Consider the following 15,968-nt stretch of genomic DNA (forward strand, 5'->3'; position numbering starts at 1 on the left):
GATGTCTGGCGTCTTGTGCTGGGGGACCCGCCGTGACGGTCGTCATGCCACTACCTCCGGCGTTGACGTGTGCCGCACCTGACCGCGGAGGAAGATCTGCAGGACGAGGCGGCGCTCGTCCTCGGGTACGTCCTCCTGGCCGTTGCCGAGGGCCTCGCGGCCGTGGCAGCACAGGTGCTGGTTGGCGATGAGCAGGTCGCCTCGCCCGAGCGGGAACCGGCGCTGCCCGACAATGAGTTCACGCTCCAGGGCCCTGCCCGCCTTGATGTACGGGTCGGCGGGAGCGGCGTCCGCGAGCATCTTGTCCGTGAACCGGACGAAGCCCTCCGAAGGCGGCAGGCCGTCGAGGATCGGGAACGGCTGCCACTCCTCCCCGACGCCCGTGAACTCGAAGGACGACCCGTCGACGTACCGCGGGTGGGTCAGCAGCTCGGCGTCGGCATAGCCGAGCCGGTCCACGGCGCGGCGGGCCTGCGAGATCAGGCTGTGGCCCTGGCCTCTGGGATCGGGGCGCACGCACAGCTGGGCGATGTAGTCCGGCGGGAGCGTGGAGTTCACGACATCGATGTGCATCGGGGCAATGGCGAGGTTGGTGCTCAGCGGCTCCCACAGCGGCCTGCGATCGAAGGCCCGCAACGGCGTCGCGATCAAGGAAAGCAGCGCGGTCACTGTCCGCAGGCCGGCCTCCTCGGAGTCGGCCGCGTCGAGCAGCTCGGCCAGCTCGAGGACCGCGAAGCCCTCGCCGTCGGGGGCGCCGAGCAACTGGTGGCAGGTCGTGGTGAACTCGGCGAGGTAGGGCAGGCCGGCCAGCACCCCGTGGTACCGCGCGGCAGTCTCAGGCGAGAGCATGCCGTCGTTGCCGAGCCGCCACTCGGGGAGGCCGGCGGCCTGCCGGGCGAGGTCGGCGACAAGCTCCTTCGGCAGGGTCACCCGGTACTCGGGCACGGAACGGCAAGTCACGAAGCACTCCTCGTGGGAATCAGCGGATGGGATACGGATATGGGAGGTCAGGTGCGGGCGACGGCGACCCAGAGGATCAGCAGAACCGGCACTACAAGGACCACGAACTGGAACCAGCCGAAGCCGTAGCGACGGAGCAGCCGGACAGGGTGGCGGAAGGCCCAGCGCAACCGGGCGAGCCGCCAGGGGAACGTGGCTCTGGGCGCCGAGATCACCGGCGCCTGCTCTTCGATCCCGCCGTGGGCCGAGGGGTGGTGATCGTGTCTTCGGGAGAGGAATCATCCGAGCGTTGGCGTCGCACATCGACGGGAGATCCGGGCGTCGAGGCGAACGCGCCGGTCTTCTCCAACCACCCCATGAACGAGTCGTGCTCCTCCGGGTGAAACCAGAGCGCCACCATCGACGGCGCGACGATCCCCTCGGCCCGTCCGTCCTCGACCATGGCGAGTACCTTCGGCCACTCGGGGCGGTCCGCCCGGCTGGAAAGCACGGCGGCCCGGTCGACATAGGTCGCCGCCACGGTCCAGCCGCGCTTCTCCACGTACCGGAGCACGTGCCGCAGCGCCGCCTGCCGGGGCTGTGCCTTCGGGGCGACGACTCTTGGGGAGAGGCACGCGTACACGACGACCCGGGCGCCGGGCGGGACCCGCCACGGCCGGGCCTCGATCGCCTCGCTCATACCGCCCGGCCCCCGTTCATCGGGCAGGTCTCCCGCGTGACCGGGAAGACGCACCAGGCGACGGTGCCGTCGTCGGTGAACCCCCAGCTGCCGCCGAGCTCCGCCATGAGCGCGTCCACCAGCCACAGGCCGCGCCCCTGTTCCGCCTCGGCTCCGGCCCGCCGGGGTCTCGGCACCTCGGACGGCGAACCGTCGTCGACCTCCAGGCGGATCTCGCCGTGTGCGTACCGCATGCGCAGGCCCACGGCATCGCTCGTTCCGTGGACGACCGCGTTGCCGACGAGCTCCGAGATCACCACCTCGGCGGAGTCGACCCGAGCCTCGGGCACCCGGCACGTGTTGCGCAGCCACGCAGTCCCGATCCGCCGCGCCTGCGAGACCCGCGAGGCGTCGCGGACGAAGGAGACGTCCACGGGCGACGGCGCTATGCGTGCACCGCCGGCCGTGGGGACGCCACGGCACCCCGTGAGGCTCGTGGTGATGATCGAGGTGGGAACCGAGGACGCCATCGCCCAGCCCTTCCGCATGTCAGATCCTGGTGGCGAGGCGTGGCCGTGAGGCCCCGCCGTCGCGGTCCCCGAACGATGACGGTCGGCCGACGGACTTTCCTACGGCCCCGATTTCGTCGTTCCGGACCCCGATGGGTCCTCCCGTGGTCTTCTGGGACTTGAGTGCGTCCTGCCCGGCTGCGAGGCGGGCAGGTGATCGACAATCGCCGCATACGGGCGGAGGGCCCGGCGGTGTCCATGCGAAGGGGGCACGGTGGGCGACAGACAACTGACGGTCTTCGGCACGCTGGTACGGGAACGCGGCTGGGGATACGCGCGGTTCAGCCGCGAGTTCCGGAAGGTCTGCGCCGAGCTGCGCCTGGACGACGTGACTCCGCAGCGCAAGCAGTACGACCGATGGCGCCTCGGCCAGATCAAGGGGGTGCCGCGCGCCGAAGCGTGCGAGGCCCTGGAGGCCATGTTCCCGGGCTGGACGGCCGAGAAGCTGCTCGCCTTAGCGGACCGCTCGCCGCTGCCCACGACCGCCGACGCCCCAGCGACACCTACTGAGCAAGAACCGGAGCACGCGTCCGAGGCAGGGGCGCACGTGCTCCTGGAGGAGGACGAGATGAAGCGGCGAACCCTTATCCGTGGGCTTGTCGTCGGAACGACCCTCGGCATCACGGACGCGGCCCTGGAGGTCATGGCCGCCGCACGGCAGCGCATGGACCTGGCACTGGAGTCCTCGGCCATCGGGCCGGCGACCCTGGAGCGCTGGGAGACCACCGCCTTTGAGTACGCGCACGCCTACCAGACCGTGCCACCGCACCGGCTTCTCGCAGATGTCCTCGCCGACTTCACCGAGGTGCAGCGGCTGCTTGAGCAGCGCCAGCCCATCCGCTACCGCCGACGCCTCTGCCGGGTCGCCGCCCAACTTGCTGCGCTGGCCGGCATCTTCGCGTCCGCGCTCGGCGCCCACCGAGAGGCTCGCGGCTGGTTCCACACTGGACGCCTCGCCGCCTCGGAGGCGGGCGACAACCAGCTCGAAGGAGCGCTCACCGTACGATCGGCCATCGTCTCCCTCTACTACGGGACCCCCGCCTCCGCCCACGAGCAGGCCGCCCGAGCACGCCACATCCTGGGCGACACCATCGGCCCCGCCACCACCCGCGGCCTGCTCGTCGAGGCCCGCGCGCTCGCCCGCATGGGACGCGGGGACGAGGCGTTGCCGCTGCTGCGCCAGGCCGAGGACGCGTTCGGCCGGCTGACCGCCGAGGACCGCGACGACCCCTCCTTCGGCCATACCGAGCGCCAGTTCCTCTGGCACCTCGGCAACGCCTGGACGCACCTGGGACGCACCGAGGACGCCTGGCAGGTCCAGCACCGTGCGCTCGACCTCTACCCGCCCACCGAGTACCTCGACCCGACCCTGATCCGCCTGGACCGTGCCACCTGCCTGGCCCGGAGCGGCGAGCCGGAGGAGGCGTACCGCACTGCCACACAGGCCCTGACGGCACTGCCGGACGAGCATCGCACCGGCATGGTCATGAAGTACGCGACCGACTTCAGCCGCACGGCCGGACACGCCCAGCTCCCCGCCGGGAGGGAATTCGCCGAACTGCTGCGTGCCTGAGCCGAGCTACCGGCCGACCACGGGGTTGACCAGGGCGCCGATCCCGGAGACGTGCACCGCGACCTCGTCGCCCGGGGCGATCGGGCCAACTCCGGCCGGCGTGCCCGTCAGAAGCACGTCACCCGGTTCCAGCGTGACCGCCGCCGTGATGTACGCCAGCAGGGACGCGACCGGATGCAGCATGGTGTCCGTCCCGGCCGACTGCCGCTCCTCGCCGTTCACATCGCAGCGCACGACGAGCTCCGTCGGGTCGAGGTTGGTGGTGATCCACGGGCCGAGCGGGCAGAACGTGTCGAACGCCTTCGCCCACGACGGCTGCCCGTCCTCCCGCTGGATGTCCCGGGCGGTCACGTCGTTGGCGCACGTGTAGCCGAAGACGTAGTCCAACGCCCGCTCGGCGGGGACGTTGCGGGCGGTGCGTCCGATGACGACGGCGAGCTCGGCCTCGTAGTGCACCTCGTGCGACTGGGCCGGGTAGCGGATCGGCTCCCCGGGGCCGATCACGGCGGACGGCGGCTTGAAGAAGAGTCGAGGGGCGGTCGGCGTGTCCAGACTCAACTCAGCGATGTGGTCGGCGTAGTTACGGCCGACCGCCACGATCTTCCCGGGGCTGACCGGGGCGAGTAGCCGTACGTCGTGAAGCGGGAGGAGGCGGCCGGTGAGTTCCGCCGCTCCCCTCACCGGATCGGCGCTCAGCACCTCCAGGACGTCGTCCCCGCCCTCAGCGATGAGGCGCCCGTGAAGAACGTCGCCCTTCCACTCGAACCTGGCCAGCCGCTGCGATTCACCCGTCAGCCTCATGCCTGAACCGTACCTTCGCGCCCGGGTACGGCGGCCTTTCTCGGACAGGCCAGGGAGAGCCATCGGCCGGTCGCGGTCAGAAGGCGCGGAGGTACACACGGGCCTGCTCGGAGTCCAGGTTCTCGATGTAGATCTCCATCCACGCGACGTCGCGACGTCGGTAGTCCTTGACACACGGCGGGCAGACACCCGCCCAGAGGGCATCTTTGAGTGTTTTCGGCTCTGCGAGTCCAAGGTGCTCGAAGAGTTCGGACTCTTGTGTCGACTTGATGCCCCATGGCGCCAGCGGCTCTTCGGAGCGCAGGTCCTTGGCGACCTGGGCTGCGGTGGCCTTGCCGGTACGGAAGGAGAGGATGTACTCGTCTTCGCGGGGGTTGACCTGCACGGCACCCTTCACGTCCATGGCGCCCTTGGGGATCTGAATCTTCATGAACGCGGCCGCTTCGGCGGCGCCGGCACCCTTCTCCCAGTACGGATAGGTGCTCTCGCGCGTAGCGCTGCCGGGGGCTCCGGTCGAGCAGGACGTGAGAACCAGCACGGAGATCAGTGCGACGAAGAGGCTTCCGCGCGTCTCGTGTCGCATGTTCACCGGTTCTCCTCGTCGCCCCGCGAGACGTCCCCGCGGCCGCCCGATCGGCCAGGGTCGGCAGGGTTCACTGTAGGGCTGGCATCGCTGTGCAAGTCGTGCGTCTTGGCTGCAGAGTGTGACTGTCCGAGTGCATCGCTAGGCTCCCGCCATGACCAGCGATCTCGGATTCACCTGCACGTGCTGCGGCAGCCACCACGGCGAGCTGCCGATGAACTACTCCGCCGCCGCCCCCTACGTCTGGGACCCGAGTTTCGCCGACGCCCCCGACTGCCTGCTCTCCTCGGATCAGTGCGTCATCAAGGCGCAGCACTACTTCGTCAGGGGTCTGATCGAGATACCGGTCATCGGCAGCGAGGAGGTGTTCTCCTGGGGTGTCTGGGTCTCCCTCAGCCGTGAGAACTTCTCCCGGGCGGCCGACCTGTGGGACACGCCCGGGCGCGAGTCGGAGAAGCCGTACTTCGGCTGGCTCACCACCGAGCTGCCCATCTACTCCCCCAGCACCATCAACCTGAAGACCAACGTCCACACCCGCCCGATCGGCGAGCGGCCCCTGGTCGAGCTCGAACCGACCGAGCACCCGCTCGCTGTCGAACAGCGCACCGGCATCACCCGCGACCGCATCCGCGAAATCGCCGAAGCCCTGTTGCACGGCACCGGCCACGAATCCGGATGACGGCCGAGGCAGCGCTGACCTAGCGTTCCGTGCATGACATCCCCGGACGGCGACATCGACGGCAAGCCTTGCGTGACCATCCGCTGCCAGGACAACTCGTCCGTGGGCGTGACGTTCTGCGACCGGTTCAGTTTCGACCAGGACTCCGTCCACTACGCCATCGAAGCCTGGGCGCCCGGTCTGACCGCCCGTGTCAACGAGGTGGTCGCCTGGATCTGGGACAACGACCTCACCACGTTCTTGGAGGAGCTGGCAGCGGGCTACCGGGGCTGGGATGGCGAACGGACCTGGCACACCATGGACCGCGACCTCGCCGTCTCGGCCGTCTTCCGCTCCGGCGGATACATCGGCCTGACTTGGACCATTCGCCCCTGGCGGAGCGCGGCGGGCGACTGGAGCACTTCGGTCACCACGTGGCTGGAGGCCGGCGAGCAGATGTCATCCCTCGCATCCGATGTCCGGCACTTCCTCGAGGGGGAGCGCACCGTCCTACCTCCAGGCTAATGACGTCTGGATCCGCCTCCTGAAACGCAACACGGCATCGATTACGACGACAAGGAAGGCGAGTTCAGTGACATGGTCGGCTCTTGGGACGTAGCTCAGACTGGGGTGTTCACGAGTACCGCTGACCAGGCGGGACAGAAGCGGTTGAAGATCGCTTCCCAGTTGACCGAATATCGTTTCCCGCTGATGGGACGGCCACTCGATATGGAGTGGAGTCAGGGCGGCTACGCAAGGCAGAGTGGCGTGGTGACTGAGCTGTGGGCGCACGCGCTGACCTGGGCGGAAGTGGATCCGCCGCGGCATCCGTTCGAGCTGGACGAGGATGCGGCCAAGACACTGACCGAGCTTGTTGTTCCCCTGCTGCCCAGCTCCGAGGCCGCCGAAGAGCACCGCTGGCGCTCGCTGGTCCCCGTCACCGAGTTCCTGGTGGACCGGTACGGCAGGTGGGCCTGCGGGTGGAACTGGTCGGTAGGCGAGGGCGACACCGACGGCGGGATCGTCGGCGCCTGGTGCTGCACCCCCCATTCCGTGACGACGGCGGACGAGACCGCTCCTCTGGTCGTCGCCGGCCTGCTTGAGTGGCGTGACTGGTTGGAGGATCTAGCGGAGCGCTTTGCCGCACTGGCGCCGCCGTCGCTCTCGGAGGGGGACACGGTGGATCCCTGGCATTGGGAGCGAGCATGCACGCGGCTGGTCACGGTGGTGGCCGACCGGACTCAGGCCGAGAGCGGCTGGTACGGGCACTGCGAGCAGGTGCTCGGATGGTTCCTCGCCTACAACGGCGTCGAAGAGGGGCGAGCCGGCGAGATCGTGGAAAGCGCGGTCGGCGGCAGGTTCGGCAGTTGGATCGCGCCGGACGCCACGGTGGTCGACGCGGTGAGTGCGAAGTTCGCCCGGGTTTTGGGTGACGCCGGATGACGTCCGCCCCCGACGGCCCGAAGGACGCCCTGGCCGACTGGCTGCGCATTCGTCCGCAGATCTCATGGCCTTGCCGGAGCAGTGTCCACCTCCGCCATGAAGCATCGCACCGAGACGCCTTTCGGGACTTCTTCAGCACAACCCGTGGCGGCCGGGATCCCGAGGGAACCACGAGGGTCCTGGCAGCCCTCGATCTGGCCCTGACGGACGCGAAGGCGGGCGATCGTCTGACGTTCCCTCTCATGGCCGACTGGCAGCAGATCGTGCTGGGCGAGGGCGTGGCCGCCTTCCGCACGATGCCTGCTTTCTCCAAGGGAGGACGAGAGCGCTACGGCATCGCACCGGACACACGGGCGAGGTTCGAGCAGTGCCTGTCCGAGAGCACTCAACCGGACCTGCCACTCCCTTCACGCGCCGCACGAACCTACCTCGACATCCTCTTCTTCCATCCGTTCGAGGACGGCAACGCCCGCGCGGCGATGCTGGCGCTGGCCTTCGTCCTGGCCCGTGAAGGAGCGGCGATCGACCAGGTGCACCCGCTCCAGACCACTCGCTGGGCCGACGATTCGGAGGGAGCGGCCGATCTGGCAGTGCTGCTCGGCATCCTGATCAACGCGGCACAGCGCCGCCCGTCCCACGGGAGGCAGTCATGACCGAACGCGACGTCCTGCTCAACGAGCTCGCACAGGGGCTGCGCCCGATGTCAGAGGGCATCGAATGGTTCGACGTCCTCGGCCAGGAAGAGCAGTCCGAGGTGCTGCTGTTCCTGCGCCATCACTGCGTCCAGGCTCGCGCCGTCACTGAGGACGGACCGGAGAGCATCAGCCGTGCCGGGCTGCGCCCGACGCATACACCCGCAGTGCTGATCTCACGAGGCCGGATCGACGAGCAACTGGGGAAGATCGCCGGTCTCGCACCTCTCGACGAACGCCGCAAAGCGTTCCGGCTCCTGATCTCAGTACTCGCGATCGCCGATGCACGGCGCCGCGAACGCGACTGTTCAGGCGGATGTAGTCACTGGTGGCACAAGCTGTCTGACGCAGGCTGATCGCTGACAACAAGGCTCCCAGAACAGTCATTGAGCGACCCTGAAACGGCGAAGATCCCGCCCCGATGTTGCGACCGGGACGGGATCGCGTCACTGCTCTTGAGCTCACTCGAGAGTAGGCGTCTGCGCGGTGTTCGCCAGCGCTCCTGTCCTGCCGGAATGAGCGGCCTCAGCGTCGTTCCCTGCTTTCGGCTGCCTGGGCTGCTCGTCGCCGCACTGACAACCGCCGGTTGCGGCCTACATCACCGCGCACTCCCGCCACCTATTGGCGTTGCTGTCCGATCAGGTCGAGATAACGCTGGTATTTGGCGTCCGCGTGCTTCTTGTCATGAATGAGGCTCCCCTCCTCCATGCGGTAGCTGCGGTTGCGGTCGCCTTTGAAGGAAAGCCAGTTGAAGCTTGTGGTCACCCAGACGTCGTCGAAAACCAGGACCTTGGCGTGGGTGCTCCGGAGGCGTGAGAACGCGAACTTGTCGGGGTAGCGCGCGGCGAGGTTCTCGAGCCGCCGGATGGCAATGGGATCCGACTTGGTGTCGTTCTCCTCATAGCCATAGGCAATGTCCACCCGGACCCCGCTGCGGAGACGGTTCTCGAGCTTGCTCAGGAACTCGGTGGTGATGATCGCCTGCTTGATCCACGGCGAGATGACCAGGATCCGGTTCTGGGCGTGGGTGAGTGCCTCGTCGAGGACGTCGGGGTGCTCGAACACGCCGATCGCCCGGATCTCCGGCTCCGCCGGCGCGGGATCGGAGACAGCGGCGGACAGCGGGCTCGACGAACTGAGCTGCGCTGCGGCTCGCTCGGCGCGTCGCTGGGTGACCTCACTGAGCGGGACACGGACCTGCTCGAGATCGGGCTCGAGGATCGGCCGCTCGGGCGCGGGCTCCACGGTGATGCCGAGCGCCTTCGCTCCGCCGGCCGTGATCAGTGCGAGCTCGTGCGCGTGACTGAGCTCGCCATCGACGACGACGCCCAGTTCGATGTCGGTGCGATCGGGGTTCGAGTAGACGAGGATCTTAGCCGGGATCACCCGACGGGCCCTGGTCTGCGTGATGCCTCTGACCTGGAGCACTTCACGGTCGTTGTTGCCACGTTCCCGGAGTAGAGCATTGATGTCTGCGGCCGAGATGTCGCCCGACTCGACCGGTCCGCTCTTGGCGGCGGGCAGGAGGATCATGTCCTGCTCCTCGGCCTGACCACGGGGTATGACGGTGTGTCGGTCGTAGGGCCTGGCCTTCCACAGCAGCTGGTCGTAGACGAGCGGTTGCTCGACGCGTACAGGAGTGATCGCGGCCAGTTCGCGGGCGGTCTGCTCTCCCCGTCCGGTCAGGCGCAGGTTCCGGTCGGCCAGGTCTGCCCCTGCGAGGGGCCGGGCGTACGTGAGGTAGTCGTCCGAGAAGTGCTGGGCCACGGTCTGGGTGACCATGCGCTCGGGCACGCCCAGGAGGCCGGAGATGGCCTGCTCGGTGGTGACCTTGTTGTTGACGAGGCGCAGGACGAACTCGTCTAGCAGTGGCAGCCGCTTCCGGTCCTGCGCGAGAACATCGGCGGTAACGAGAGCCACAGGCAGAGCGGCGTCGACAACGGCGACGAGCTCCAGGCCGGAGCGGGCGTCGTCGAAACGGACCGCGAGGAGGCTGTCGGGGCTGAAGTCAGGCATCGCGGATTTCGCACTCCTCGGGGTGGTGACGCATGTAGTCAAGTACGTCGCGCAGGGCACCGGGCGTGCTGCGACAGAAGGCCGCGTCGCCGACGACGGTGAGGCCGAAGCGGGCACGGGAGAGAGCCACGTTGATGCGCCTCCAATACGGCTGGCCGAGGAAGCCGAACTCCGAACGGGTGTTACTCCGGGTGACTGAGAAGACCGCGAGGTCGCATTCGCGACCCTGAACGGCGTCGACAGAGAGCACTTCGACGGTGAGGTACTTGAGCTTGGCGTAGGTCAGCTGGCGGTCCAGCTCTTCGACCTGACGGCCGTACGGGGCGATGAGTAGAACGTCGAGCTTCCGGTCGTCCGGAACCTTGATGACGTTCTTGCCGATGGCCTGATCGATGACCTCCAGACGGCGCACGGCCAGTTGGGCTTCGACGCGGTTGGAGATGCTGGTCTGTGTCGCGCTGCGCTCAGACTCACGACGGCCGGGAAGTTTCGACGTGTCGAGCCAGGTGACGGGCTTGCCGACGATCTCGTAACCGGGCAACGCGTGGTCGTTCAGGGAGAGGAGCTCGTCGCGGTAGAAGCAGTTGGAGATCAGCTTCCCGATGGCCGGGGTCATGCGGTACTGCTCGCGCAGCATGTGTCGGACCGGGAACTCGGTGTTGCGGACGAGATGCTCAAAGAGCGTGGTGGTAACCAGCTCGGGGACGAGCTGGTGGTCGGCCATGATCTTGGGGTCGCGCAGCAGGTCCTCGTCGACCGGGGGCAGCTGCGCGGTGTCTCCCACCAATACCCAGCGCTTGGCCCTGGCGAGAGGGACGAGCGCTTCGGTGGCGGTGGCCTTGGACGCCTCGTCGAAGATACACAGGTCGAATTCCAGGTCACGGGCGGCGGGGTGACCGAGGAAGCCCAGCGCGGTGCCAGCGACGACCGGACAGGTGCGCAGGAACGCGGTGATCAGGTTCTGGTCGGTTCCGATGCGCTGCAACCACTCGCCCTGGAGGCGGAGCAGCCGCATGAGTTCCTGGCCGGCGGAGCCCGGAGCATCCATGAGCAGCAGCTCGACCGCGTCGCGGGCCTCGGCGGCGCTCAGTTCCTCGCGGAGGGTGATCTCGCCGGCGAGCAAGGGCTGGACGGCGGTGAAGAGCTCACGGCGCTGCTCGACGAGCTGGTCACGACGGTCCCGGGCCGAGACCAGCTCCTCACCGAGCTCGCGGGCGGACGTGGTGCGGTCCGGTGCCGGCCGGTCCGTGAGCTCGTCCAGCGTCCGGATGACGTGGGCGAGGTCGGCCGCGACGGAGGCCAGCTCCTCCAGCATGAGCGCGGCCTTGAGGCGCCGGCCATTCAGGTTCTTATGGGCGGCGATCTCGTCGAGGTAGCGCTCGGCCCGGGTGCGGACCTGCTGGGTCCACCGCTTCACCTGCTTGTCGAGGAGAAGCGGCTGCACATTGGCGGCGACGCGCGGGTCATCGGGGCGGCCGAGGCGCACCAGCCCGCCGATGCCGGCGTCCTCGATGCGCTTCAACGCGTTGTCGATGGCGATGTGGGTCTGGCTGACGATCAGGATGCGGGCATGCGGGTCGCGCTTGAGAGCCTGCTCGACGATCTCCGCGATGACGGTCGTCTTGCCCGTTCCTGGAGGGCCTTCAACCAGCAGCATGTCCTGGCTTCCAAGCGCGTGGGCGACGACCTCGCGCTTGCTCTTGTCGAGATCGGTGCGGGACCAGTGGGTGATCTCCGCCGGCGGCCGGACCGTGATGACCGCAGGTTTCTCGATGATCTCGCGCAGGGCCGGGTTCGTCGTCTGACCCGCCGCGACGTTGGTCAGGGCGTCGCGCTGCCGGTTCAGGGCGTTCTGGCTGGGGCCGAGGTACGGCAGGAGGACACCCCTGCCGGGAAGGACGGTGTCAGGGCGCCGGAAGCGGACGGTGAGGGTGTCATCGGTCTGAGCGGTGACCTCGCCACGGTCGAGAGGCCGGGTGTAGGAATTGGTGGCCACGGACCATTCCTCACCGACCAGGGTGGCGGTGGTGGGCATGGCCAGGCGGAAGACCCGGTTGCGCCCGCTCCCCGTGACGCGCTCGTACTCGAGGTTCTGCCGGCCGCCGGCCGCGACCTCCTCGCGAGCCTCGAGCAGCCGGCGCCAGCCTCCGAAGAGATCGCCCAGGTGCTGATCCTTGTCGGCCCGGGCTGCTTCCTCACGTCGGACCAGATGCTCGTCCAGTCGCTCGAGAAGGAAGGTTAGGCCGTCGTAGGCGGGGTCCTCACCGGGGTCGTCGAAGGTCCAGGTGAGGACCGGGCCGATCGGCGCCGACCGCTCACGCCGCTTGGCCATCCACTCCTCGCCCCTGGCGTCGGCCGCGAGGATCACACACCGGTCGCTCTGGTTCTCGTCCTCGACGAGCCGGAGGAACCAGGAGCGCCCGAAGACCCGCAGGGTGCCCTGGTCGATCTCGTCCGTCTTCGGATTGTGTCCGTAGTCAGCGTGGACGGTACCGGCCAGGTCTGCGAGGACCTCGGACTTCGCCACGTCCCAGTCCGGCTCGGTACCAGCGGGAACGTTACTCAGGGTTTCGGCCGCACGGCGGGTCAGTTTGAGCCATACGAAGTTGCTGCGGCGGGCCTGCTGGTCGTGGGAGACTCGCTCGGCCTCGAGCAGGCGCTGTTCGAGCACGGTCGCGTTCGCGGGACGCTTCCTGGGGTCGAAGTCGATACAGGACCGCAGGATCGAGCGGACCTCCGTGTCGAGATCAAGCTCCGCGAGGACCTCCGCGAGATCGGGATAGTCCCGCGCCTTGCCGCCGGAGAGGACCTGGATGGCGAGGACACCGTATCCGTAGACGTCCCGGACGTAGGGGATTGTGTCTTCCTGCTCGGGCGGGGCGTAGAGGTTGGAGCGGAACTCCGCCACCGTTGCGTCGGTGAGGACGGAAGCCTTGGACCAAATCTTGGCGATGCCGAAGTCGGCCAGCTTGGGCGTGCCATCCTCGGTGAGCAGGACGTTTCCGGGCTTGATGTCCCTGTGCTCGATCCGCAGCGCGTGCGCGTGGGCCAGAGCGGCCGCGAGCGGCTTGCCGGTACGGGTGAAGAACGACGTCCAACCGACTGGCCTGCCGTCGGTCATGTCGTCCTTGAGGCTGCGGTCGACCCATTCCAGCGCAATGAAGTACCGGCCGAGGTCGGAGTCCCAGCCGGAGTCGAGCATTCGCACGATGTTCGGGTGGTGCAGAGCCTTGAGCGAGTCGGTCTCGCGCGACAGGAACGTCTTGATGGCTTGGTCGTCGCGCTGCTTGAGCAGCTTCACGGCCGCGTAGTCCCCAGCCGCACCACTGGTGTCCACCGCCTTGCGGACCTCAGACAGCCCCCCGGCTCGCGGATCCTGGGGCAGCAGCAGGAAACGATGGTTGATCAACTGCTGTGCCCCCACGCACCACTCCTCGCTCAGCACCGCAAACGGTGCGTCCCGCCCCAGACGAACCATCCTGCCAGTTCTTTCCGTCTCCAGGCATGGAGTTGAGCGGAGAGGTGATGGTCTCTCTGAGGACTCGCTACGGCACTTCTACAGCCAACCAAGTCACATCGGACCCAGGCGGTCGCCGCGCGGAAGGCACTGTCCCATTCACCATGCCCACCTCGACACTCGCCCCCACGGCTCCGGGCCCCAGAGCACCCCCGGGCTCGAGATCGTCCGGATCCGACGGGTGGCGCATCGATGCGCACTCGCATCCTTGCGTCGATAATTGCTCCGCGATGCGCGTTTGCAAAGCTCACTCTCGCGATCCAAACATGACACATCATCAGGAAAGTCAGCATTAGGTCAGCATCAGTACCGCACGGAACCGCTCGCAAGCGCCACGGACCGCCAAGATCGACAAACCGGCACACCTGTCATGACCTGCGAAAACGCAGGTGAGCAACCTGCCTGCTAATCTCACCTGGAGGTATCCATGAGGATGTTGATCAACGTTCCGGAGACCGTCGTCGCCGACGCGCTGCGGGGGATGGCCGCCGCGCATCCCGAGTTGACCGTGGACGTGGAGCGGCGTGTCGTGGTGCGGCGGGACGCGCCCGTGGCCGGGAAGGTGGCGCTGGTGTCCGGCGGCGGGTCCGGGCACGAGCCGTTGCACGGGGGGTTCGTGGGGCCGGGGATGCTGGCTGCCGCGTGTCCGGGCGAGGTGTTCACCTCGCCGGTGCCCGATCAGATGGTGCGGGCCGCCGCGGCGGTCGACAGCGGTGCCGGGGTGCTGTTCGTCGTCAAGAACTACACCGGTGACGTGCTGAACTTCGAGATGGCGGCGGAGCTCGCCGAGGACGAGGGCATCCGGGTCGCCAGGGTCCTCGTCGACGACGACGTGGCGGTGACGGACAGTCTGTACACGGCGGGCCGGCGCGGCACCGGCGCCACGCTGTTCGTGGAGAAGATCGCGGGCGCCGCCGCCGAGGAGGGCGCCCCGCTGGAGCGGGTGGAGGCGATCGCCCGCCGGGTGAACGAGCGGTCCCGGTCCTTCGGGGTGGCCCTGAGCGCCTGTACGACCCCGGCCAAGGGCAGTCCCACCTTCGATCTCCCCGAGGGGGAGCTGGAGTTGGGAATCGGCATCCACGGCGAGCCGGGGCGCGAGCGGCGGGGCATGATGACCTCGCGGGAGATCGCGGACTTCGCCGTCGACGCCGTCGTCGAGGACCTGCGTCCGTCCGGGCCGGTCATCGCCCTGGTGAACGGGATGGGCGCGACCCCGCTCCTGGAGCTGTACGGCTTCAACGCCGAGGTGCAGCGGGTGCTCGTCGAGCGGAACGTGCCCGTGGCCAGGACACTGGTCGGGAACTACGTGACCTCGCTCGACATGGCCGGATGCTCGGTGACCCTGTGCGAGGTCGACGAGGAGCTGCTGCGGCTGTGGGACGCTCCGGTGCAGACTCCTGCGCTGCGCTGGGGCCGGTGAGACGGGGATGGGCATGGGGAGTGACGACGTGACGGAGACCTTCGGCGCCGGGTTCCTGGTGCGGTGGCTGGCCGCGGTGGCCGAGGACGTCGACCGGGAGGCGGACCGGCTCACCGAGCTGGACTCGGCGATCGGCGACGCCGACCACGGGGCCAATCTGAAGCGGGGCTTCGCCGCCGTGACGGAGACCCTGGCGAACGAGCCTCCCGCGACTCCGGGCGCGGTGCTCACCACCGCCGGGCGGCAGCTCATCTCCACCGTCGGCGGTGCTTCGGGACCGCTGTACGGGACGCTGCTGCGGCGCGCCGGGAAGGCCCTGGGCGAGGACGGGGAGGTCACCCGGGAGCGGCTGGCGGAGGCGCTCGGCGCCGGTGTGGCCGCCGTGTCGCAGCTGGGCGGTGCCCAGGTGGGCGACAAGACGATGCTGGACGCGCTCGTGCCGGCCGTGGAGGGGCTGCGGAGCTCGTACGAGGAGGCCGGCGCCGCCGCCGAGAAGGGTGCCCTGGCGACCGTACCCCTCCAGGCGCGCAAGGGCAGGGCCAGTTATCTCGGGGAGCGGTCGATCGGGCACCAGGATCCGGGGGCGACGTCCTCGGCGCTGCTGTTCGCGGCGCTCGCCGACACCGCGCGCGCGGAGGGGGTGTGAGGGGCTCCGCTCAGGTGAGCGCGGTTCCGGCTCCCGTCGGCATCGTGCTCGTCTCGCACAGTGCCGCCGTCGCGGCGGCCGTGGCCGAGCTCGCCCGCGGGCTCGCCGGCGGCGGGGACCTCGCACCGGTCCTGCCCGCGGGCGGGACGCCGGACGGCGGGCTCGGGACGAGCAGCGAGCTGATCTGCGAGGCCGCGAAGGCCGTCGACCGGGGTGCCGGGGTCGCGCTCCTCGTCGACCTGGGCAGCGCGGTCCTCACCGTGAAGGCGCTGCTCGCCGAGGGGGACGAACTGCCCGAGGGCGCGCGGCTCGTGGACGCGCCGTTCGTCGAGGGCGCAGTCGCCGCGCTGGTGACGGCGAGCGCCGGCGGGGATCTCGACGCGGTGGCGGCGGCGGCCTCGGAGGCGTACGCGTACCGCAAGGAGTGAGCGG

General features: G+C 68.8%; 17 protein-coding genes. 9 read left to right on the forward strand and 8 right to left on the reverse strand.

All coding sequences use genetic code 11. The features are described 5' to 3' along the window. Positions 1-42 precede the first annotated feature (42 nt). Genes GGE06_RS12125 through GGE06_RS12140 form a run of 4 tightly spaced genes read right to left on the reverse strand, consistent with a single transcriptional unit; the run spans position 43 to position 2,166 of the window. Positions 43-960 carry a Fe(II)-2OG oxygenase family protein gene (locus GGE06_RS12125; protein ID WP_184930828.1) on the reverse strand — a complete coding sequence of 306 codons (918 nt, stop codon included), beginning with the start codon at positions 958-960 and terminating at the stop codon, positions 43-45. A 47-nt stretch (positions 961-1,007) separates the two neighbouring features. Then, positions 1,008-1,175, reverse strand: coding sequence for a hypothetical protein (locus tag GGE06_RS12130; RefSeq protein WP_184930829.1), 168 nt, complete (start codon positions 1,173-1,175; stop codon positions 1,008-1,010). Further along, positions 1,172-1,639, reverse strand: a complete 468-nt coding sequence (locus GGE06_RS12135) for a recombinase family protein (RefSeq protein WP_184930830.1) — start codon at positions 1,637-1,639, stop codon at positions 1,172-1,174. The genes GGE06_RS12130 and GGE06_RS12135 overlap by 4 nt, the downstream gene beginning before the upstream one ends. After that, the gene (locus GGE06_RS12140) at positions 1,636-2,166 is read right to left on the reverse strand and encodes an ATP-binding protein (RefSeq protein WP_246532493.1); all 531 of its coding nucleotides are present in this window, start codon (positions 2,164-2,166) and stop codon (positions 1,636-1,638) included. The genes GGE06_RS12135 and GGE06_RS12140 overlap by 4 nt, the downstream gene beginning before the upstream one ends. Before the next feature lie 235 nt (positions 2,167-2,401). Here GGE06_RS12140 and GGE06_RS12145 point away from each other — a divergent pair, with 235 nt between their 5' ends. Beyond that, complete coding sequence (locus tag GGE06_RS12145; RefSeq protein WP_184930831.1) at positions 2,402-3,760, forward strand: tetratricopeptide repeat protein; 1,359 nt, start codon at positions 2,402-2,404, stop codon at positions 3,758-3,760. A gap of 6 nt (positions 3,761-3,766) precedes the next feature. Here the strand turns inward: GGE06_RS12145 and GGE06_RS12150 are convergent, their stop codons facing one another. Together GGE06_RS12150 and GGE06_RS12155 are read right to left on the reverse strand one after the other, a co-directional pair. Next, positions 3,767-4,561, reverse strand: a complete 795-nt coding sequence (locus GGE06_RS12150) for a fumarylacetoacetate hydrolase family protein (protein ID WP_184930832.1) — start codon at positions 4,559-4,561, stop codon at positions 3,767-3,769. A gap of 76 nt (positions 4,562-4,637) precedes the next feature. Then, complete coding sequence (locus GGE06_RS12155; protein WP_221517994.1) at positions 4,638-5,144, reverse strand: hypothetical protein; 507 nt, start codon at positions 5,142-5,144, stop codon at positions 4,638-4,640. A gap of 214 nt (positions 5,145-5,358) precedes the next feature. Between GGE06_RS12155 and GGE06_RS12160 the strand changes: the two genes are divergently transcribed. The 5 genes from GGE06_RS12160 to GGE06_RS12180 all read left to right on the forward strand — a co-directional run bounded on the left by GGE06_RS12160 (position 5,359) and on the right by GGE06_RS12180 (position 8,293). After that, complete coding sequence (locus tag GGE06_RS12160; RefSeq protein WP_246532528.1) at positions 5,359-5,823, forward strand: DUF2199 domain-containing protein; 465 nt, start codon at positions 5,359-5,361, stop codon at positions 5,821-5,823. A gap of 33 nt (positions 5,824-5,856) precedes the next feature. Beyond that, positions 5,857-6,327 (forward strand): DUF6228 family protein, encoded by a 471-nt coding sequence (locus tag GGE06_RS12165; RefSeq protein ID WP_184930835.1) that lies wholly within the window; start codon positions 5,857-5,859, stop codon positions 6,325-6,327. Positions 6,328-6,471: 144 nt separating this feature from the next. Continuing rightward, positions 6,472-7,245 (forward strand): hypothetical protein, encoded by a 774-nt coding sequence (locus GGE06_RS12170; protein ID WP_246532494.1) that lies wholly within the window; start codon positions 6,472-6,474, stop codon positions 7,243-7,245. Then, entirely contained in the window at positions 7,242-7,898 is a 657-nt protein-coding gene (locus GGE06_RS12175) for a Fic family protein (RefSeq protein WP_184930836.1), read from the forward strand. The genes GGE06_RS12170 and GGE06_RS12175 overlap by 4 nt, the downstream gene beginning before the upstream one ends. Next, entirely contained in the window at positions 7,895-8,293 is a 399-nt protein-coding gene (locus GGE06_RS12180; RefSeq protein WP_184930837.1) for a DUF5958 family protein, read from the forward strand. Before GGE06_RS12175 ends, GGE06_RS12180 begins: the two co-directional genes overlap by 4 nt. A gap of 262 nt (positions 8,294-8,555) precedes the next feature. Here GGE06_RS12180 and GGE06_RS12185 read toward each other — a convergent pair whose 3' ends face one another. After that, on the reverse strand, positions 8,556-9,953 hold the full coding sequence (locus tag GGE06_RS12185; protein ID WP_184930838.1) for a phospholipase D-like domain-containing protein: 1,398 nt from the start codon (positions 9,951-9,953) through the stop codon (positions 8,556-8,558). Continuing rightward, complete coding sequence (locus GGE06_RS12190; protein WP_312883116.1) at positions 9,946-13,377, reverse strand: AAA domain-containing protein; 3,432 nt, start codon at positions 13,375-13,377, stop codon at positions 9,946-9,948. The genes GGE06_RS12185 and GGE06_RS12190 overlap by 8 nt, the downstream gene beginning before the upstream one ends. Positions 13,378-13,897: 520 nt before the next feature. Between GGE06_RS12190 and dhaK the strand changes: the two genes are divergently transcribed. The 3 genes from dhaK to GGE06_RS12205 are packed head-to-tail and all read left to right on the forward strand — an operon-like array spanning position 13,898 to position 15,964. Beyond that, positions 13,898-14,890 carry a dihydroxyacetone kinase subunit DhaK gene (gene dhaK / locus GGE06_RS12195; RefSeq protein WP_116162759.1) on the forward strand — a complete coding sequence of 331 codons (993 nt, stop codon included), beginning with the start codon at positions 13,898-13,900 and terminating at the stop codon, positions 14,888-14,890. A 13-nt stretch (positions 14,891-14,903) separates the two neighbouring features. Continuing rightward, positions 14,904-15,536 carry a dihydroxyacetone kinase subunit DhaL gene (gene dhaL, locus GGE06_RS12200; protein WP_181924723.1) on the forward strand — a complete coding sequence of 211 codons (633 nt, stop codon included), beginning with the start codon at positions 14,904-14,906 and terminating at the stop codon, positions 15,534-15,536. A 14-nt stretch (positions 15,537-15,550) separates the two neighbouring features. After that, on the forward strand, positions 15,551-15,964 hold the full coding sequence (locus GGE06_RS12205) for a PTS-dependent dihydroxyacetone kinase phosphotransferase subunit DhaM (RefSeq protein ID WP_184930840.1): 414 nt from the start codon (positions 15,551-15,553) through the stop codon (positions 15,962-15,964). Positions 15,965-15,968: the final 4 nt, after the last annotated feature.

The sequence above is a fragment of the Streptomyces nymphaeiformis genome, assembly GCF_014203895.1.
Classification (GTDB): Bacteria; Actinomycetota; Actinomycetes; order Streptomycetales; family Streptomycetaceae; genus Streptomyces; species Streptomyces nymphaeiformis.